Source organism: Sagittula sp. S175 (genome assembly GCF_049800975.1).
In the GTDB taxonomy this organism is placed as follows: domain Bacteria; phylum Pseudomonadota; class Alphaproteobacteria; order Rhodobacterales; family Rhodobacteraceae; genus Sagittula.
Genome location: NZ_JBNAGB010000006.1, coordinates 55558 through 75852, shown reverse-complemented (window position 1 = coordinate 75852; position 20295 = coordinate 55558). Strand labels below are relative to the sequence as shown.

11 protein-coding genes and 2 pseudogenes are annotated in these 20295 nt (G+C 65.7%); 9 read left to right on the top strand and 4 right to left on the bottom strand.

From position 1 onward, the window contains the following. Nucleotides 1-53 precede the first annotated feature (53 nt). From ACP16H_RS09605 to ACP16H_RS09595, 3 genes are all read right to left on the bottom strand, one after another. A complete protein-coding gene (locus tag ACP16H_RS09605; RefSeq protein ID WP_425072064.1) occupies nucleotides 54-1100 on the bottom strand; it encodes a TAXI family TRAP transporter solute-binding subunit in 1047 nt (348 codons plus the stop codon). 71 nt (nucleotides 1101-1171) lie between these two features. Then, nucleotides 1172-2848 carry a sulfatase-like hydrolase/transferase gene (locus tag ACP16H_RS09600; protein WP_425072063.1) on the bottom strand — a complete coding sequence of 559 codons (1677 nt, stop codon included), beginning with the start codon at nucleotides 2846-2848 and terminating at the stop codon, nucleotides 1172-1174. Between the two features lie 158 nt (nucleotides 2849-3006). After that, nucleotides 3007-3924, bottom strand: a complete 918-nt coding sequence (locus tag ACP16H_RS09595; protein ID WP_425072062.1) for a LysR substrate-binding domain-containing protein — start codon at nucleotides 3922-3924, stop codon at nucleotides 3007-3009. 204 nt (nucleotides 3925-4128) lie between these two features. Here ACP16H_RS09595 and hmgA point away from each other — a divergent pair, with 204 nt between their 5' ends. From hmgA to ACP16H_RS09550, 9 genes and pseudogenes are all read left to right on the top strand, one after another. Beyond that, nucleotides 4129-5484, top strand: a complete 1356-nt coding sequence (gene hmgA / locus ACP16H_RS09590; protein ID WP_425072061.1) for a homogentisate 1,2-dioxygenase — start codon at nucleotides 4129-4131, stop codon at nucleotides 5482-5484. A gap of 88 nt (nucleotides 5485-5572) precedes the next feature. Continuing rightward, entirely contained in the window at nucleotides 5573-6832 is a 1260-nt protein-coding gene (gene fahA, locus ACP16H_RS09585) for a fumarylacetoacetase (RefSeq protein ID WP_425072060.1), read from the top strand. A 75-nt stretch (nucleotides 6833-6907) separates the two neighbouring features. Further along, on the top strand, nucleotides 6908-7858 hold the full coding sequence (locus tag ACP16H_RS09580) for an MBL fold metallo-hydrolase (RefSeq protein WP_425072059.1): 951 nt from the start codon (nucleotides 6908-6910) through the stop codon (nucleotides 7856-7858). A 176-nt stretch (nucleotides 7859-8034) separates the two neighbouring features. Then, entirely contained in the window at nucleotides 8035-9660 is a 1626-nt protein-coding gene (locus ACP16H_RS09575; RefSeq protein ID WP_425072058.1) for an FAD-dependent oxidoreductase, read from the top strand. Between the two features lie 3 nt (nucleotides 9661-9663). Beyond that, nucleotides 9664-9861, top strand: coding sequence for a DUF2783 domain-containing protein (locus ACP16H_RS09570; protein ID WP_425072057.1), 198 nt, complete (start codon nucleotides 9664-9666; stop codon nucleotides 9859-9861). A 354-nt stretch (nucleotides 9862-10215) separates the two neighbouring features. Beyond that, nucleotides 10216-10554, top strand: a complete 339-nt coding sequence (locus tag ACP16H_RS09565; RefSeq protein WP_425072056.1) for a hypothetical protein — start codon at nucleotides 10216-10218, stop codon at nucleotides 10552-10554. A gap of 80 nt (nucleotides 10555-10634) precedes the next feature. Then, a complete protein-coding gene (locus tag ACP16H_RS09560) occupies nucleotides 10635-12398 on the top strand; it encodes a RyR domain-containing protein (protein ID WP_425072055.1) in 1764 nt (587 codons plus the stop codon). Further along, nucleotides 12395-14422 (top strand): annotated as a pseudogene (locus ACP16H_RS09555) (TIR domain-containing protein); the annotation flags it as partial. The gene ACP16H_RS09560 and the pseudogene ACP16H_RS09555, both read left to right, overlap by 4 nt. 1817 nt (nucleotides 14423-16239) lie before the next feature. Continuing rightward, nucleotides 16240-17958, top strand: a complete 1719-nt coding sequence (locus tag ACP16H_RS09550) for a RyR domain-containing protein (RefSeq protein WP_425072054.1) — start codon at nucleotides 16240-16242, stop codon at nucleotides 17956-17958. 330 nt (nucleotides 17959-18288) lie between these two features. On the opposite strand, the pseudogene tkt reads toward ACP16H_RS09550, so the two are convergent. After that, nucleotides 18289-20275, bottom strand: a pseudogene (gene tkt, locus ACP16H_RS09545) (transketolase). Nucleotides 20276-20295: the final 20 nt, after the last annotated feature.

Sequence of the window (20295 nt, the reverse complement as noted above, 5' to 3'; positions counted from 1 at the left end):
TGAGGGCTTTGGGCGGTCGGGCCCGCAGGGGATGCGGGCCCGGTGGCGTCAGGTCAGGGCAGCGCGCACTCGGGCAGGGTCAGGCCCGCCTCGGTGTAGGCGCGCACGGCACCGGGATGGTATTTCAGCGGGTTGGCCCCGCACATGCCGGTGACCTTCGGGTCCACCGCACCAAGTGCCACGAACTTCATGATCGGGGATTTCGAGGCAAAGGCATCGAGGTTGTCGAGGTAGAGCTTGGTCAGCTGATAGGCCAACTCTTCGTCCATGTCCTTGCGCACCACGTTACCGCCAACGGTGGCGGGGCTGCGGAAGGTGCCGTCCTCGGAGGAGACCTTGATCGAATCCGGCAGCGTCACCGAGGCGATGTCGACCTCGAACGCGCCCGTGCCCGGGCTGGTGAGGTACTTCTGCATGGCCTCACCCTCGTAGACCTCTTTCGGCACGGAGTAGAGCGTCATGTTGCCCGCCGCCGAGGCCTGCGTCATGCGCGGGTCGGGCATGTAGACCGGCAGCACCATGGCATCGACGGACCCGTCGGTCATGGTCTTGACCGCCTGCCCCCAGTCGACCTGCACGCCGGTGTAGCCTTCGCCGTCCTTCAGGCCGGTGGTCAGTTCGATCATGGCACGCCCGTTGGCCAGCGCCGCGCCCTGCGGTGGGCCGTTGAGGATCTTCTTGCCCGCGATGTCGCCCCAGCCTTTGACCGGCGAGGAATCGAAGGAGTAAAGGCTCATGCCGCCGAAACCGTAGGTGAACAGCACCGCGACGCCCTCCGCCAGCTCTGCGCCTTTCTCCTTGCCAAGGCTGGCGTAGGGGCCTGCGCCCCTGGACATCAGGAACGGCAGGATGAACGGCGTAGCGGCGATGTCGGACTGTCCGTTGGCGACGTTCAGCAGGCTGTTGGTCAGAACCTGATCGTCCAGCACCTGAAAGTTGGCAACGCCCGCCGCGCCCGCCAGTTCGCCCAGCGTTGCGTTGGCGACATGGTTGGACGCGCCCCCGCCCGAGGTTTCGACGGTCAGGTTGGCCTGCGCGCTGGCGGTGCCGGCGATCAGAGCCGCCGCGGCGGCGGCGACGAAGGTCATGCGAATGGACATTGGTTCTCCTCCCTTGTGTCCTGTGCCCGTGCCGGTCCCCGCCTCCCCGCGGGTGCCCGGCGCGGGGCTTCCTATACGGGTGCCTTCACCGCGCGGCGGTCCTGCGCCTTGCGGTTGCGGTACTTGGCGGTGAGTTCAGCGGCGGTGTCATCCTCGTCCACGATGCCGATCATCACGCCCTTGGTGCTGGGTTTCTTGCGAATGGCCAGCAACGTGTCGTTCGAGATGGTGACGCGCTGCGAGGGGCGGCGCGACCACGTGTCCAGCGCGGCAGACAGGCGGTCGATCACCTCGGCGTGTTCGGCGCTGTCGCCCAGATCCACCAGTTCCAGCGGGTCGTTTTTCAGGTCGAACAGCATGGGGCGGAAGCCGCCTTCGAAGTGGATCATCTTCCAGTCGCTGTCCGCGATCATGAAGCCGCGCGCCTCGGCTGTGCTCAGCCCCAACGCATCGGCCACGGGCCGCATGGAAAAGTCGTATTCGCAGACGACGTAGTCCTTGGGCTGCGGCGTCTGCCCGCGCAGGTATGGCAACAGGCTGCGGCCTTCGAGAATGTGATCCACGGCACGGCTGTCACCGCCCGCCACGTCGAGGAAGGTCGGCAGCAGGTCGATGCATTCCACCGGCGTATCGCAGACGGTGCCGCGCGTGGCGTCGGCCTCGGGCGAGGGATCGTAGACGATCATCGGCACCTTGACCGATGTCTCGTGGAAGAAGGTCTTCTCCCCCATCCAGTGATCGCCCATGTAGTCGCCGTGATCGGAGGTGACCACGATCAGCGTGTCCTGCATCCGGCCCGTCCGGTCCAGCCAGTCGAACAGAACGCCCATCTGGTCGTCGCATTGCTTGATAAGGCCCATGTAGGCGCGCAGCACCTTGTCGCGCACGTCATCGCGGGAAAAGGCGCGACAGACGGGGGCCTTCTGCATGGCGGTATAGACCGGGTGGCCGGATGTCTCGGCCTCGGACCGGACGGGCGGCAGGAAGTGTTCGGGGCCGTACAACTCGTGGTAGGGCGCGGGGACGATGTAGGGCCAGTGGGGCTTTATGTAGGACAGGTGGCAGCACCACGGCTGATCCCCCTGCCCTTCGATGAATTCCATGCCGCGCCGGGTCAGGTAGGGGGTTTCGCTGTCGTTTTCGGCAATATTGGCGGGCAGGTCGGAGTTCTTCAGGAACCAGCCGGACAGCACGTTGCCGTCATCGTCGATCGAAGAATTCGCGTAGTCGTGCCACGGGTTGTCGCTGTCGTAGCCCTTGCCACGCAGGTAGTCGTTATAGGCGAGCGCGCCGCCCTCGTCGTAGAAGCCCTCAGGTCCCTCGGGGCGCATCCCGTCGTCGCGTTCGAACACGTCAAAGCCGCATTCCGAAACGCGCGCGCCGATCACGCTGTCGGCCTCGATGCCCAGACGGGCCATGCCCTCGGCGTCGGCCATCATGTGGGTCTTGCCGACCAGCCAGCAGCCCATCCCCTGCGCGCGCAGGTAGTCGCCCATGGTGCGCTCGCCCACGTTTAGCGGGACATTGTTCCAGCACGCGCCGTGGCTGGAGACATACCGCCCGGTGTAGGTCGACATGCGGGATGGCCCGCACAGTGGCGATTGGATCGTCGCGCGGTCAAAGCGGACACCCCGGGATGCCAGACGGTCGATGTTCGGCGTGTGCAGATGCGGGTGGCCGTAGCAGGACAGGTAATCCCAGCGCAGCTGGTCGAACATGATGAACAGGATGTTCTTTGGTTTTGCCATGGTCTGATCCCTCCCCTCGCCCCAAGGCGCGGTTGTCCGCGCTCTGTCGGGGCCGTTCCGCCGTGGGGGCTCCTCTTCCGGCCACGACGTTGACCCAAACATGACACGCGGGAGGGAGGCCGGGAAATAATGAATCGGTCTGAGATATACCGGATTTGTTATGGCTGGCGGATCTCGGCGGCGACCGCGCGCAGGTGGTCCGCCAGCCGGCGCGCCGCTTCGGACAGCGGGCGGTCGGCAATGTAGGACAGACCAACCGAGCCGGTCAGATCGTCCACCGGCAGCGCCAGTTGCACCGCCGCGCCGCTTTGCAGCTCTGTCAGGATCGAACCGCGCGGCAGAAAGAGCACCGCGTCCTCCATCGCCATATAGGCGCGGGCAAATTCAAACGAGACGGTCTCTACGCGGTTGCGGAAAATCTGCGCGCCGCGCGCGAAGAGGAACCGGTCGAGTTCGGTGCGAATGATGGTGCCGGACAAGGGCACGACCACCGTGTAGGCGTCGATCTCGGCCAGCGAGACCTGTTCTGCGGCGGCCAACGGGTGCCCGGCCCGCGCGGCAAAGATCAGCGGTTCATCGTAGAGATGTTCGAACAACACGCCTGCCAGCTGTTCGATGGACACGAGGCGGCTGGCGAGGAAATCCACCTGTCCCCGGCGCAGCAGGTCGATCAGCTCCGGTACGCTGGCCCAGTAGATGCTGACCGTCACGTCCGGGAAATCGCGCTTGAACCGCTTCAGCGCGGCGGGCACCAGCAGCCGCGCGGCATTGGGCAACATGCCCAGCGCCAGGGTCTCGGCCTGCCGCGCGCCGCTGGCCTGCGCCACGCCGCTTTCGATCTGTGCCATCCCGGCGGTCAGATGCCGGTGCAGGACAGCACCCTCGGGGGTGGGCGTCATGCCGCGCGAGGTGCGTTCGAACAGCGGCACGCCGATCTCGGCCTCCATCTCGCGCAGGCTGCGCGACAGAGCGGGCTGCGCCGTGTTCATCGCCTTTGCGGCGGCGGTGAGCGAGCCATGCTCCCACAGCGCGAGGAACGTCCGGAAGTGGCGCATACGCAGCCGTGCAGACAGCATCACGACCGCGCCGCCGTCTGTACGGAGAAGGCATTGGTGGCTGTGGTCACGTCGAACTCCCGGCGGTCGTACGATCCAACATGCAGGGCGGCATCGCAGTTTGCAACGCCGTGGTCTCATCCTCCGCCTTGACTTCATTGCATGTGCAACGAATACTGTTGCCTGTTGCGAATCCGATGCAACCGTCCGGAGGGAGGCCGACGCATGACACGTCACGAATTGCCCGCAGGCATGATCCGCGCGCCGCATACGGTGGGGACACACGAGGGCTACATGCCCGGGTTTGGCAATGATTTCGAGACGGAGGCGCTGCGGGACGCCTTGCCGCAGGGGATGAACAGCCCACAGAAATGCAACTACGGCCTCTATGGCGAGCAGCTGTCCGGCACCGCCTTTACCGCCAACCCGCCGGAACGCACGTGGTGTTATCGCATCCGCCCGTCGGTCAAGCATTCCACGCGGTATACCCGCATCGACCTGCCGTATTGGCAGTCTGCGCCCAATGTCGTGCCGGATGTGACCTCGCTGGGCCAGTACCGCTGGGACCCGGTGCCCTATACCGAGGAGGGGCTGACCTGGCTGACCGGCATGCGCACCATGACCACGGCGGGGGATGTGAACACCCAGGTCGGCATGGCGTCGCATATCTACCTCGTGACCGAGAGCATGGTGGACAGCTATTTCTTCAGCGCGGACAGCGAGTTGCTTGTGGTCCCGCAAGAAGGCCGCCTGCGGTTCTGCACCGAGCTCGGCGTGATCGACATCGAACCAAAGGAAATCGCGATTATCCCGCGCGGTCTCGTCTATCGGGTCGAGGTTCTGGAAGGACCGTGTCGCGGCTTTGTCTGCGAGAACTACGGCCAGAAGTTCGAGCTTCCCGGGCGTGGTCCGATCGGGGCCAACTGCATGGCCAACCCGCGCGACTTCAAGGCCCCCGTGGCGGCCTACGAGGACCGCGAGGTGCCCTCGACGCTGACGGTGAAGTGGTGCGGCCAGTTCCACGAGACGCAGATCGGCCAATCACCGTTGGACGTGGTGGCCTGGCACGGCAACTACGCGCCGTACAAATATGACCTGCGCACCTATTGCCCGGTCGGGGCGATCCTGTTCGACCACCCCGATCCGTCGATCTTTACCGTTCTGACCGCGCCCTCGGGGCATCCCGGTACGGCGAACATCGACTTCGTGCTGTTCCGCGAGCGCTGGATGGTGGCCGAGAACACCTTCCGTCCGCCGTGGTATCACAAGAACATCATGTCCGAGCTGATGGGCAACATCTACGGCCAGTACGATGCGAAGCCGCAGGGGTTCGTCCCCGGGGGCATGTCGCTGCACAACATGATGTTGCCGCACGGACCGGACCGGAACGCGTTCGAAGGCGCGTCCAACGCCGACCTGAAGGCCGAGAAGCTGGACAACACCATGTCCTTCATGTTCGAGACGCGGTTCCCGCAACACCTGACCCGCTTTGCCGGTCAGGAGGCGCCGCTGCAGGACGATTACATCGACTGCTGGGACAGCCTCGAGAAGAAGTTCGACGGCACGCCCGGGAAGAAGTAGGTCTGTCCTGCGTTCGCAGCCGGACCGGGGCGCTGCCCCGGACCCCGGAGGATTTGGACCAAGAAGAAGCACGAAGAGCGGAGTTCCCATGCCCCTGATGCGCAGCTGGGTCGAGGCGGCGAATGCCCCCGACTGTGATTTCCCCCTGAACAACCTGCCCTGCGGAAGTTTCCGCAGCGAGGACGGCGAGCCGCATTGCGGTGTGGCCATCGGGGACATGATCCTCGACGTGACCCGTCTGGAGCAGGACGGGCTGATCCAGATGGAGGACGAGGAAGAAATCTTCTTCTACGGTGACTGGACGGAGTTCATGTCGCTCGGACCGGCGGCTTGGGCGGCGTTCCGGGCCACGGTCACGGAGATGCTGGCAGAAGGCGCAGCGGATGCACCGGGGCTGGTCGACTACCTCGTCCCCATGGCGGGCACCGAGATGATGATGCCTTTCACGGTCGCAGAATATACCGATTTCTACGCTGGCAAGCACCATGCCACCAACGTCGGCACCATGTTCCGGGGGCCGGAGAACGCGCTGCCGCCGAACTGGTTGTCGATCCCGGTTGGCTACAACGGGCGGGCGTCCTCGGTTGTGGTGTCGGGCACGGACGTGCGCCGCCCCTGGGGCCAGCTGAAAGCGCCGGATGCCGAATTGCCGGTTTTTGCGCCCTGCAAGCGCTTCGACCTGGAACTGGAGATGGGAGCCATCGTGGGTGTGCCGTCCGAAGGTCCGGTCACGGTGGCCGAGGCCGACGAGATGATCTTTGGCTACGTGCTTTTGAACGACTGGTCGGCGCGCGACATCCAGGCCTGGGAGTATCAACCGCTCGGGCCATTCCAGTCCAAGGCGACGGCCACGACGATCAGCCCATGGATCGTGCCAAAGGCAGCGCTGGAGCCCTTCCGCTGCGACACGCCCGCGCGTGAGCGGCCGTTGCTGGACTACCTGAAGGAACCGGGGCCCATGCTGTATGACATCGCGCTGGAGGTCGGGCTGGCCCCCGAGGGCAAGGCAGAAACGGTAATTTCGCGGACCAACTACCGCGAGATGTACTACTCCTCGGCGCAGCAGCTGGCACATCACACGACCTCTGGCTGCCCCATGTCGACCGGCGACATGCTCGGCTCCGGCACGATCTCCGGCCCGGAAAAGGCACAGCGCGGCGCGCTGCTGGAAATCACCTGGGGCGGCAAGGAGCCGGTCACGCTCGACACCGGCGAGACGCGCAGCTTCCTTGAGGACGGCGATACGCTGACCCTGCGCGGCGCTGCACTGGGGGATGGCTACCGCGTGGGCTTTGGCGCCTGCACGGGCAAGGTGCTGCCCGCGCTCGACGACCCATACAAACGCTAAGCTGTTTCTCTGCTTCGCAAATACTCAACTTTCCGCGCCAGCGAACGGGCGCGGCCGACGATAAGGAAACGCGACATGACCAAGGCCTTTGCCTCCGCCGGCGACATGGCGGAAAAGAAAATCAGCTTCACCGAAGTGGGCGAAGGCCTCTACGCCTTCACCGCCGAGGGTGATCCCAACACCGGCGTCATTATCGGCGACGACAGCGTGATGATCGTCGAGGCGCAGGCCACCCCGCGCCTTGCCCGCAAGGTCATCGACTGCGTGCGGTCGGTGACGGACAAGCCGATCAGCCACCTCGTGCTGACGCATTACCACGCGGTGCGCGTGCTGGGCGCCTCCGCCTATGGCGCGCGCGAGATCATCATGTCGGACGTCGCCGCCGCCATGGTCGAGGAGCGTGGGCAGGAGGACTGGGACAGCGAGTTCGACCGCTTCCCGCGCCTGTTCCAGGGCCACGAGGAAATCCCCGGCCTGACCCGTCCGACCACCACCTTCTCCGACCGCATGACGGTCTACCTCGGCAAACGCCGCGTCGACATCATGACGCTGGGCCGCGCGCATACCGCCGGAGACGCGGTGATCTGGGTGCCCGACCAAGAGGTCATGTTCACCGGCGATATCGTCGAATACCACTCCGCCTGCTACTGCGGCGACGGGCACTTCGGCGATTGGGAAGAGACGCTGATGAACATCGCGGCCTATGAGCCGAAGGCCATCGCACCGGGCCGCGGCGATGCGCTGGTGGGCGAGGAGATGGTGGCCAAGGCCATCGCCGCCACCGCCGACTTCGTCAACTCGACCTACAAGCCGATCGCAAAGGTCGTCGCCCGCGGCGGCACGCTGAAAGAGGCGTGGGACGCCTGCCGCGCCGAATGCGACCCGAAGTTCAAGGACTACGCGATCTACGAACACTGCCTGCCGTTCAACGTCGCCCGCGCCTATGACGAGGCCCGCGGCATCGACACCCCGCGCGTCTGGACCGCGCAGCGCGACAAGGACATGTGGGCCGCGCTGCAAGGCTGAGCGCCGAAAGGGTCTTCGACGAAGACCCTTTCCCTGTGAAGAGCTTTCGTCGAAAGCTCTTCCGCCCCGGCCTGCGCGCCGTCCCGACGGGGCTGCGCGGCAAGGCGAAAGACGTGCCAAGGGGGCGTACCCCCAGGGAGGAAACCGGGGGCGCAGCCCCCGACCGGGAGGATACCATGTCGCTGATCGACCGCTACCCGCTTGCCTTCAAGCTTTACCCCTACGAACGCGCAGCCGATCAGGATGCGGACCAGCCCGTCCGTCATCCTGTAGTCATCATGGGCGGTGGCCCCATCGGCATCGCGACGGCGCTCGACCTCGGGCTGCAGGGCATCCCCTGCGTGGTGCTCGACGATCACGAGGGCATCGGACAGGGCTCGCGCGCCATCTGCTTTGCCAAGCGTTGCCTTGAAATCGCCGACCGCTACGGCGCGGGCGAGGCCATGCTGGGCAAAGGCGTCGTCTGGAACGTCGGCAAGGTCTTTCACGACGCACGGCAGGTTTACGAATTCAACCTTTTGCCGGAGGACGGCCACAAGTTCCCCGCCTTCATCAACCTGCAACAGCCCTATTTTGAACGCTTCCTCGTCGAACGCGTCCGCGCGGCGCAGGCCGAGGGCGCACCCATCGAGATCCGGGGCAAGAACCACGTGGATTCGGTCGAGGTGCGGGACGACCACGTCTCCCTCACCGTCAACACCCCCGATGGCCCCTACACGCTCGAGGCCGACTGGCTGATCGGCTGCGACGGGGCCTCCTCGCCCCTGCGCAGGATGATGGGGCTGGATTTCGAGGGCCGCGTCTTCGAGGACAGTTTCCTCATTGCCGACATCAAGATGCTGAACGAGAGCTTCCCGACCGAACGCTGGTTCTGGTTCGAGCCGCATTTCAAATCCGGTGCGTCGACCCTGCTGCACAAGCAGCCCGACGGCGAATGGCGCATCGATTTCCAGATCGGCTGGAATGTCGACCGCAAGGAGGAGTTGAAGGAAGAGAACGTCCGCCGCCGACTCGACGCCATGCTGCCGGGGGTAGAGTACGAGATCGTCTGGACCTCGATCTACACCTTCCAGTGCCGCCGGATGAAGCAGTTCCGCCATGGACGGGTGATCTTTGCCGGCGACGCGGCGCATCAGGTCAGCCCCTTCGGCGCGCGCGGGGCCAACAGCGGGATGCAGGACGTCGACAACCTCGGGTGGAAGATGGGCCTTGTCCTGTCGGGACGGGCGCCCGAGCGCCTGCTGGACAGCTACCACGAGGAACGCGCCTTTGGTGCCGACGAGAACATCCTCAATTCCACCCGCTCCACCGACTTCATTACGCCGAAATCCAAGATTTCGCATATCTTCCGCAACGCGGTGCTGGATCTTGCGGAGCACCATGCCTTTGCCCGTCCGCTGGTCAACTCCGGCCGCCTGAGTATGCCGTGCACCTATGACGGCCTGTCCCTGACGGGTGTCGATGCCTTGCCCGGTGGTCCTGCCCGGACGCGCCCCGGATCGCCCTGCCCGGACGCCCCTGTCGGAGAGGGCTACCTGCTTGGTCAGCTCGGTGGCCGTTTCACCCTGCTGACGATCGACGCAGAGGCGCCGGATGAACTGAACCTCGATGGTATCACCGTCAGCCGTGTCGCGCTGAGCGCCTCGGACGATGCAAGCGGCGCGCTGACTGCCCGCTATCTGGGAGAGGCGACGCGCGCCGTCTACCTTGTTCGACCCGATCAGCATGTGGTGGCGCGCTGGGAACGTTTCGACGAGACCGCCTTTCACGCCGCCCTGCGTCACGCCTGCGCAAAGGACTGAGCCATGACACGGAACAGCAAGCTGAACACGCAACCCAACATCGCCGCCCCTGACGACTTCTACGCAGCGCTCATTGCGGCGCACGAGGGGCTGAGCGACGAGGACAGCGCAGCTTACAACGCGCGCTTGATCCTCTTGTTGGCCAACCATATCGGAGACCGCGAGACGCTGGAGGACGCATTGGCATTGGCCAAGGCCTAGTCAGCCTGTCGCGAGACGAAACCAAGGCACGGCCCATCCTATGAAGAGCCGTTGCGACCCTTGATGGCTCAGGCGGTTTCACGGCGGCGCGTCGCGGATCGCCCCGGACAGGTGCAGCCCCGCCTTTGCCGCAGGCCGCTTGTGGACAGTGCCGGACATTCGCAGCCGCAACGTCCTTGAAAGGCCACCGGGGGCTGGTTACAGTCCGACCTCGGGTCCGTAAGGTATTTGATTGAAATGAAGACACTTCTCACGTCATGCATTTTGCTCGCTGCGGCATTGGTCGCAGCCAATGGCCTCCTTCACGGACAATCTCTGGCTTCAGGTCCGTCTCCTTTGCAGGACGCCGTACTGTTGGCCGAGTTCCGTCCGGCCTTGCCGCCCACGGATGAACAACAAGCCCAGGTCGATCTGAAAGTGCGCCTGCAAGCCAAAGTCGCGGATGGCGAGATGTCCCAGGCCGAGGCGGTGGCGCGGTTGCGCAAGCTCGACATGCCGCGCAACAGCCTGATTACCGATCCTGCAGATGACCCGATCCTCGGTGTGCCCGCACCGACACGCGAAACCGAGGACAGCCAGCAATCGGACAACACGCGCCGGTCGATCGGGGCGTCGCGTGTGCGGGCGGGGTCCGCGACGGTCGCGTCCTGTGGCGGCGGCACCGGTTGTTCGACGTCCGAGCCACGGCGGTGAGCGCAGGAAATCAAGGCGAGATCTCGGCACACCGGCCCGAACGAGAGCGCGGCAACCGGAGCATATCCCTGAAGCGCGCGATGGCCGGCAACTGGTCGCTTCTGCTGGCCGTGCTCAGCTTTGTTTTCGGTTACACCGCCTACCTGCTGATCTGGTTGCCACAAGCGGGCAGTCCGTGGCAGGTCGTGCAATCCTCGCTCGACGGCGTGTTTTTCACCTTCAAACTGTTCGCGGGTGTCGCCCCGGTGGAGATCCGGCCGCAAGGCCCCTACGGCATCCCCGCTGCCATCCTGCTGAACATCGCACGGTTCACGGCACCGGCCACCCTGCTGTGGGCCTTCTTTTCGCGGTTCAGCGAGATATGGCGCCCGGGTTACATCCTCTGGAGGCTGCGGCGGCTGTCGCGCTTTGACCTGATTTACGGCGCCTCGCCGGTGGCCGACGCCCTGCGTGAACGCAACCATCGGCAGGATTGGTGGACCGTACAGGTGCTGCCGCCGCGCGGCGCGGATGCCAAGGCGCCGCGTGTTCTGGACAAGGCGACACGAACCATTGTTCTGAACGAAAACGACTTTCTCGCCGTGACCGCGCGGCAGAGCCTGCAGCCAAGGGCGCTTTTGCTGCTGGATCAGGATGACGGCGTCAACGTTGAGGCCTCGGCCTCGGACCTCTTTGACGGCGTGGAAACGGCGCTGCGCTTTGTCCACATCGGGGACGAACTGCTGCGGTTGACGCATGTGGCCTTCAGCGCGACGGACGACGGCACCGGCTTTCAGGCCTTCAATGCCTCGGAACTGGCGGCGCGGGTGTTCTTTCGGACGCATGACGTCTTTGCACAGCACCTCGAAGCCGGGCTTGATCGTGTCCACCTGTGCTGCCTCGGCTTTGGAGAGGACGCCCTGGCTCTGATGCTGCAATTCGTCAAGATCGGCTGGTGTCCGGGATTGGACCGGCCGCTTTTGACCGTCTTTTCGCACGAGGCCGACGAGGCGGAGCGGCTGTTCGCGCAAAGGTTCGCCGCGCTGAACGAGCTTGTCGACCTGCGTTTCGTCGACTGGACGCCGAACGCACCGTGGTTTTCAGCGCAGGAGCAGGTGCTTGCGGATGCACCGCCGAGCCTGTTCTATGTCTCGGATGCGCTGGGTCGCCACAAACGCCGGGTGACGTTGGAGGTGATGGACAGCTGCGACCGGCTGGGCTGGGAACCGCTGTATCTGTTGATGCAACCGACCGCAGAGAATGTTGGCTGGATGCGCAGGCAACTGGCGCCGGGCGGGCTTGATATCAGCTGCCTCGCCCCCTCGCCCGAGTTCTTCTCGACCGAAGCCTTGTCGGACGTGTTCGACCGCATCGCGCGCCGGTTCCACGCCGCCTATGCGGAATCGATGGGGGCACCTGCCAAGAGCCCCGAGGAAGAGCAGACCGAATGGCTGACGCTGCCGGAAAACTTCCGTGCCTCGAACCGGCGCGCCGCGGACGGGGCCAAGACAAAACTCGAAGCGATGGGAATCCGGGGCAGCGTCGAAGCGGCACTGTCGGGCAAGGTGGCCCGCCCCGACCCCGATCCGGCGCTTCTGGAGGCGCTGTCCGAGGCAGAACACAAATCGTGGTTCGCCGACCGTGTGGTCAACGGCTGGCGCCACGGCGAGACGCGGGACAACCGCCGCAAACGCCATCCGGACCTCGTTCCATACGAGATGCTGAGCGAGCAGGTGAAGGAGCTCGACCGCCAGCAGATCCAGACACTTCTTGCCATGATGGCGGACCCAGAAGACGTCCCAGAGGACGACCGCCCTCCCCTGCCCAAGTCCGACAACGCGATGTCCGGGAAACCTCTGCCGTGACAGGTTCGAAACCCACACCCGCCGACCGGGACGACAGCAAGACAAAGGTCTTCGTTTCCTATGCAAGGCTGGACCGCCTTTGGGTTGAACGCATTTGCACCGGGCTTGCGGAATTCCCGAACCTGCGGGTCTTTCGCGACACAGAGGACATCTTGCCGACAGAGGAATGGAAGCCCCGGCTGGAGCTTCTGATCCGCGAGTCCGACGTGTTCCTCTTTGCGATCAGCCCGGCGTCGCTGGCATCGGACGTCTGCGCATGGGAACTGTCGCTGGCCAACGAGCTGAACAAACGCATCATCCCGATCGTCATCAATCAGGTCGATCCGCAATCGGTGCCGGAAACGCTGGCCAAGCTGAATTACATTTTCCTGACGCCGGAAGACGACTTCCAGCGCAGTCTGGAGCGGGTTCGGGACGGGGCGAACCTCGACATCGCGTGGGTGCGTGAACACACCCGTCTGGCAGAGATGGCGGACCGCTGGCACAAGGCCGCGCGGCTGGGTGCGCAGCCGCTGCGGGGTCAGGATCTGGAACACGCGGAGCTCTGGCTTCTTGAACAACCGGCGACGGCACCGCGCCCGACCGATCTGCAACGGCAGTTCATTTTCGAGAGCCGCCGCGCGTCGAACCGGCAGCAGCGGCTGCTGGCCGGTGCCTCGGTCGCGGCCCTGCTGGTCGTTGCCGCCCTTGGCAGTTTTGCCTGGGTGCAAAGGGGCATCGCGCTGCGGGCACAGGCGCAATCCGAAAAGGCGCTGCGCACCGCGGTCACGGTGGCCGACTCGATGTCCTACGGCATCGTCGAAAGCTTTCAGGACTATGCGTTGCCGCTGGCGGTGCGCGAGGCGATCCTCTCGGAGGTGGAAACGCTGCAGACCGCGCTGGCCGAGGGCTTTGCCGAAGACGACGAATTGCGCGGACGCACGGCGGTGCGGCTGACGATGCAAGGCGATGTGCGCCGGTCCCAGGGCGATATGGATGCCGCCCAGACAGCCTATGCCGAAGCGCTTGCCATCGCCTCTGCGCTTGTGGCCTCTGACCCGACAAACCAGACCTACCAGCGCGACGAGGCCCTTGCGCTGGACCGGCTGGCGACGATTGCCGAGACTCGGGGTGACCTCGACACGGCGCGCGACAATTACGCCCAAAGCCTGGCCGGTTGGCGCAAGCTGTCCAGCCTCAACCCCGGCGATGTGCGGTGGCGGCGCGGCATGTCGGCGGCGCTCGACCGGCTTGGCGCATTGCAACAGCGGACCGGCGACCTTTCGGGCGCACGCTCCACCTACGAAGAGACCGTCGCGCTGAGCCGCGCCTCTGTCCGCCGCGAGCCGGAGTCGATTGACACGCGCCACGATCTTGCGGTGTCGCTGGGCCTGTACGGCGGGCTGCTGGAAGAACTTGGCGATCTCGACGGTGCAAAGAGCGCCTATGCCGAAAGCCTCGATCTGACCATGGCTCTGACCGCGGACGCCCCCAGCAACACGGAATTGCAGCGCGGCTTGCTGGTGTCGCTCGATCAACTTGGCGGCATCGCCGAGGCACAGGGCGATCTGGCGGGCGCCCGGGACGCCTATGTTCAGGGCCTGACCATCAATCGCCGCCTGCTGCAAAGCGACCCCGGCAACCTCGAATGGCAAAGGGACCTCGCCGTGTCGCTGGCACGGCTCGGCGACGTCAACCGGGGCCTTGGAGATCTGTCCCAGGCGCAAGCCTACTACGAGGAGAGCGTCTCAATCGTGCGGGCGCTTCTGGTGTCGGAGCCGGACACGGTGCAATTGCAGCGCGACCTGTCCAGCTGGCTCAATCGACTGGGCGAGGTTCAGGGCGCGACTGGTGCTCTGGAGGCGGCGAATGCCACGCTGGCCGAGGCTCTGGAGATCAACCGCCGCATCGCCGCCCGCGATGCCGCCAATATTGATTGGCAGCGAGACCTTGCCCGTTCCATGGAAAATCTCGCCGACGTGCAACAGCGGCTGGGGCGCACGGACGAGGCGCGCGCTCAGCTTGACGCGGCGCTCGATCTGCGGACGTCGATCCTTGCCGGAGACCCGGACAGCACCAGCCGGCAACGTGACCTCGCCGTCACGCTTGGTCGCATGGGCGACCTGCTGCGGTCCATGGCCGATATCGACGCCGCGCGGACGGTCTTTGCCCGTCAACTGGAGATCACGCGCACGCTTGCGGAGGCCAATCCGGGCAATACCCTGTGGCAACGCGACCTTGCCATCGCCCTGAACAAGGCCGGCGACCTTGCGTTTGCCTCTGACGATCTGGACGCGGCGGCGGAACACTTCGAACGCAGCCTGGCGATCCGCCAAGAGCTTTCGGAGCTGGATCCGCAAAACACGATCTGGACGCGCGACGTGTCGGTGGCGCTGAACGCGCTCGGAGATATCCGGCAGGAGATGGGAGAGACCGAGGCCGCGCTGGCCGCCTTCCGGCGTGGACTGACCCTGCGCGAAGACCTCGTCGCGCTCGATCCTTCGAATGCGGACTGGCAACGCGATCTGGCGGCATCTCTGGAACGGGTCGGTGCCGCGTTGCAGTCGATGAGCGACGGCACCGGGGCCCTCGATGCGGCGCAGCGCGCCCTGAACGTGCGGCTGGCGCTGGTGCAACTGGCACCGGACAACCTGCGCTGGCAACACGAGCTTGCCTTGGCGCATGATCGCATCGCTGTTCTGGCCGCAGAAGCGGACAACCCGACGGCAGCCCGCGATGCCCGCGCCGAGAGTGTTGCCATCCGGGAACGACTGCAGGCCGCAGACCCGGATAACCCTGTGCGGCGACGCGATCTGGCGGCCGCTTATTCGAGTTACGCCACCTCCCTTCTGCGTCTGGACACAACCGACCTGGCGCTTTCTGCGTTCGAAGCCGAGCTGGAGCAGCGGCGCGCCCTCGCTGCGGCTGATCCATCGGATGAGGCGGCGCAAACCGCGTTGCAATCGGCGCTGCTGCGGATCGGGCGCACGATGGGACTGAGCGGCGACAAGGTCACCGCAGCGCGGATGCTGGACGAGGCAGAGGACACCGCACGCAGCGTTTCCGACCCCGAGGCACTGGCATCGGTGCAGATGACGGCCAGCAGCGCGCGCGTGGCCTATGGCGATTTCGAGGGGGCGCTGGACGTCCTCTTTGATCTGGTGGATCGCCTGCGCACTAGCGGCGATGATGACGCGCGTGACCTGATTGCCGGACTGTCGCGCCTTGCCGCCGTCCAGTTGGCGCTCGACGATGTCGAGGCCGCGCGTGCCGCATTGGCCGAGGCAGAGGCCCTCGCCCGCGCGGCCACCGGAAGCGATACAGTCAGCGATGCGGGCGACATCACCGGCAAGCGCGATCTGGTGGCGATCCTGACCGACAGTGCCCAACTGGAGGGAACGCGCGGCGACCTCTCGAAAGCCTTCTCGCTGTATGGTGAGGCCGCCACCCTGGCCAAGCAGGTTCGCGAGGAAGGTTCCGCCGAGGCATACCCCGATGCAATGCTGGCGGAGCTGCTGGGGCAACGCGCCACCTATGGCGTCCTGATCGGACGTGACGCGGAGGCAGAAGCCGCCGCTGCAGAGGCCATTGCATTGCAGCCGGATGCAGACTGGATCCAACGCGCGCGGGCACATGCGCTGGCCTTTCTTGGACGTGACGAGGAAGCCCGCGCTCTGTACCGCGCCCTCGTCGCCGATCCCGGCACGCGGGCATCCTTGCTGAACGACTTCGATGCCTTCGACTTCATGGGCCGCAGTGCGCCGCTGATTGCGGAATTCCGCGGCGAGTTCGGGCAATGAACCGCGCCCTCCTCCGGGCGTGACCCCGGCGTTCGCAACCTGGCAACGAAAAGGAAGACGACATGAGTTTACGCGACAGGGACCGCCGGTTCTTTGTATCCCTGACACAGGTCTGCCTGCTCGTCACCGCAGCGTTGGGGTTCGCCGGATACCTCCTGCTTGCGCCCTTTGACACCGCTCAGGGGCCGGGCCACGTTGCCCTGCTTGTCTCCGATGCGGCCTATTCGACCGCCAGGCTCTTCATCCTCGAAGGACCGGAGGACCTCGCCACCCAAGGCAGTACGCTTGCGGTCTGGATGGTCGGCGTGGCGCGCCTGCTGGCTCCATTGGCACTGGCTGGCTACGCCGTGACCCTGTCCGAACGGCTTTGGCGTCCAATCGTGACAGCGATTCAGGCGAGACAGCTGAAGGACCATACGGTGATTGTCGGCTGGGACACCTACGCCATTGAACTGGCGCGCGATCTGCGGGCCGAGGGCGCGCCCATGGCCATCATGTTGCCGCCCGGCGAAGATGCTGCAAGGGTCCGGCGGCTGCTGGGACGCGGCACAATTGTGATGACAGGGGACATCTACGAGCGCCGCAGCTGGCAGAACATCCGCATGATGGCGGCGCGGGCCATTGTCGTCTTTGCCTCCGACCTCGAACTGTTGCGCATCGTCGAAACCTTCCGCGGCTTTGAACCGACACGCCTTGACCGCGACATCGACCCCGGGACACCGACCCGCGTCTTCCTGCGCGTGACCAGCCGCCGCCTGAAACGCCAGTTGATCGTGCGTCAGGGGTTGTTCGCCTCGTCCCGGCGTTTCCGTTTCGAACCCTTCAACGTCGAAGAGCTGGCCGCGCGGACCTTTTTCCACGAGCGCCATCTGTTTCTCGATGCCATTCGCGCCGGGCACGAAAGGCTGCACTGGGTGTTCCTCGGCTGGAGCGACTCGCTTTCGGCCCTGTCGGAGCAATTGGTGAAGGTCTCGCCCGTGCCCGGCCTGTTGCCCCCCCGGCTCACGGTCTTTTCCCGCGAACCGGATCGCACAAACGCGCAGATCGGCGACCTGCTTGGCCCGGTCCGGGACTACATCGACTGGACGGTGTGCGATTGGCGTCCCGGCGCGACCCTCCCCCCGATGGAGCAGCTCCGGACCCTGTCCGAGAGCACGCCTCTGACGGGCGTTTTCCTCGCCTCCGGCGATTCCGGCGACCTGACGCGGTCGCTGACACTGGAAAGCGCGATGGATCAGGGCCGCGTGACGCGGGCGCCGATCTGGATCGAACGCGCCCATGAAACCGAAGTGGCCGAGACCCTGCTGCGTGCCGGTGTCGAAAGCGCACCGCGCCGACCCGTCCTGACCGCGACGATGCTGCTGGGCAGCCTCGACCGTGCCGCCCGCGCCTTTCACGAGGCCTACACGGCCTACGCGAAACAGAGCGCGCCGTGGGAGGACCTCGACGAGACCTTTCGCAACGCCAACCGGCGAGCAGCCGATCACAGCAAGACAAAGCTGGAGGCGCTTGGCCTGTCGGGCAAACTCAACGATGGTCCGCGCGCAGGTGATCTGGAGGCCCTGGTCCGAGACAACCTCGAACCGCTTGCCCGCGCGGAACATGACTCCTGGAGCATCGACCGGTTGATGGGCGGTTGGCGCTACGGCCCCGATCGCGACGATACCGCCCGCCTGCATCCAAGCCTCGTTCCATACGACGACCTTGATGGCTACCAGAAGGACCTCGACCGCTGGCAGGTGCAACAACTGCCGAACGTCGTTGCCGCCAGTGGACCTTGAATATGACCCGTGGATCGTTCCGGGTTCCAAGGACTGGTGAAACACGGCTCGCCTGCAGCTCCACTGCGGATCGGTGCAGCCGGTTGCCATCCATCGACGTCATCACGGTACTGGCGCCTCGTCAGAGCGGAAAAAGCAGGGCTCTCGGACGTCGAGGCCTTTCTCCTGGCTCGGACCGGCACATTTGACCGATGCAATGCCCCACCACCGTGTTGCTGAATGGCCTTGCCGGCACGTGACAAGAGCAATGCCGTTTGCACTGTCCCAAAGGGCCGGCGCGTGATGCCGATTGGCGGCAGGCAGTTTTGAGGACTACCTGCCGGAGGGGCATCAGATCAGGCTCTTGGCCTTTGCGACCACCGCGTCTGCGGTGATGCCGTACTCGGAATACAGCCGTTCCGCCGGGGCGGAGGCCCCAAAGCCCGGCATGCCGATCACATTGTCCTCGGTCCCGGTGTAGCGCGCCAGCCAAAGGCGCTGGCCGCCTCGACCGCCAGCCGGGGCGCGCTGCCCAGCACCTCGGCGCGATACTCGGCGGTCTGGCGGTCGAAGACCGACCAACAGGGCATCGACACATCGGCGACACTCACACCCCCGGCGTGCAACGCCTCTGCCGCCTCGACCGCCAACGCGACCTCGGTTCCCGTCGCCAGCAGAGTCACGTCGCGGCCTTCGCCAAATTGGCGGATCACGTAAGCGCCCCGTTCCGACAGATTTTCGCTGTGGCTGCGCAGTTGCGGCACGCCCTGACGGGACAGCGCCAGCAGTGCCGGGCGGTTTGGCGTGCGCAGGGCAACATCCCAAGCCTCCAGCGTCTCGACCGCATCGGCGGGCCGCCAGACATCGAGGTTGGGGATAGCCCGCAGCGAGGCGAGGTGTTCGACCGGCTGGTGTGTCGGCCCGTCCTCGCCCCGCCCGATGCTGTCATGGGTCATGACATAGGTCACCCCCAGCCCCATCAGCGCCGACAGCCGGATCGCGTTGCGCGCATAATCCGAGAACACGAGGAACGTGCCGCCATAAGGGCGGAAGCCGCCATGCAGCGCCAGACCGTTCATCGCCGCCGCCATGCCGAATTCGCGCACGCCGTAGCCGATGTAACGTCCCGGCGCGTCCTTCGTGAACAGCGTATCGACCGCCGCGACGCGCGTCAGGTTCGAGCCCGTCAGGTCGGCGCTGCCGCCGATCATCGAGGGCACCGCCGCCGTCAGCGTCTCCAGCGCGATCTGGCTGGCGCGGCGGGTGGCGACCGCCTGCGGCTTGGCGAACAGCGCGGCGCGGGCCTGCGCGACCGCTGCTGCGTAACCCTCGGGCTAGGCGCCGCTGAGACGCGCCTCGAACGCCTCCCGCTGGTCTGAGGCCGCCAGCCGCGCCTCCCTCGCCTCCGACCCGCGCGCGCCGATCTCGTGCCATTCCAGCGCCAGCTCCGCCGGGATCTCGAACGGCGCATGGGACCAGCCCAAAGCCTCTTTCGCCAGCCGCCCCTCCTCGGCCCCCAAGGGCGATCCATGCGCCTTCGCCGTGCCCGCCCGGTTGGGCGAGCCGAGGCCGATCACCGTCTTCATCTCGATCAGCGAGGGGCGCGTGGTCTCTGCCACAGCCTCCGCCATGGCGCGGTCCAGCGCCTCGTGGTCGTGGCCGTCGCAGGTAACGACATGCCAGCCGCAGGCCTCCAGCCGCTTCGGCACATCCTCGGAGAAGCTGACCGACGTGGCCCCGTCGATGGTGATCGCGTTGTCATCGTACAGCACGTTCAGCTTGCCCAGACCCAGATGCCCGGCAAGGCTGATCGCCTCCTGCCCGATGCCCTCCTGCAGACAGCCGTCGCCCAGCATCACCCATGTCCGGTGATCCACCAGCCCGGGGAACTCCGCCGCCAGCGCGCGTTCGGCCAGCGCCATGCCGACGGCGGTGGCGATGCCCTGCCCCAGCGGGCCGGTCGTCGTCTCCACCCCTTGGCATGGCCCCACTCGGGATGCCCCGCCGTGATCGCGCCCCATTGGCGGAAGTTGCGGATCTGCTCGATCGTCATGTCCTCGTAACCGGCCACGTGCAGCAGACCATAAAGCAGCATCGACGCATGGCCGTTCGACAATACGAACCGGTCCCGGTCAGGCCAGTCGGGCGCGGAGGCGTCGAACTTCAGGTGCCGCTGGAACAGCACGGTGGCCGCGTCGGCCATGCCCATCGGCGCGCCGGGATGGCCGGAATCGGCGGCATTCACCGCGTCGATGGCCAGCGCGCGCAGGCAATTGGCCAGCGCAAAGGTCTGCGGGTCGCGCGCGGCGATGGCCAGCGGGGTGGTCAGGTCGAGCATGGGGGTCTCCTCGGGTTTCC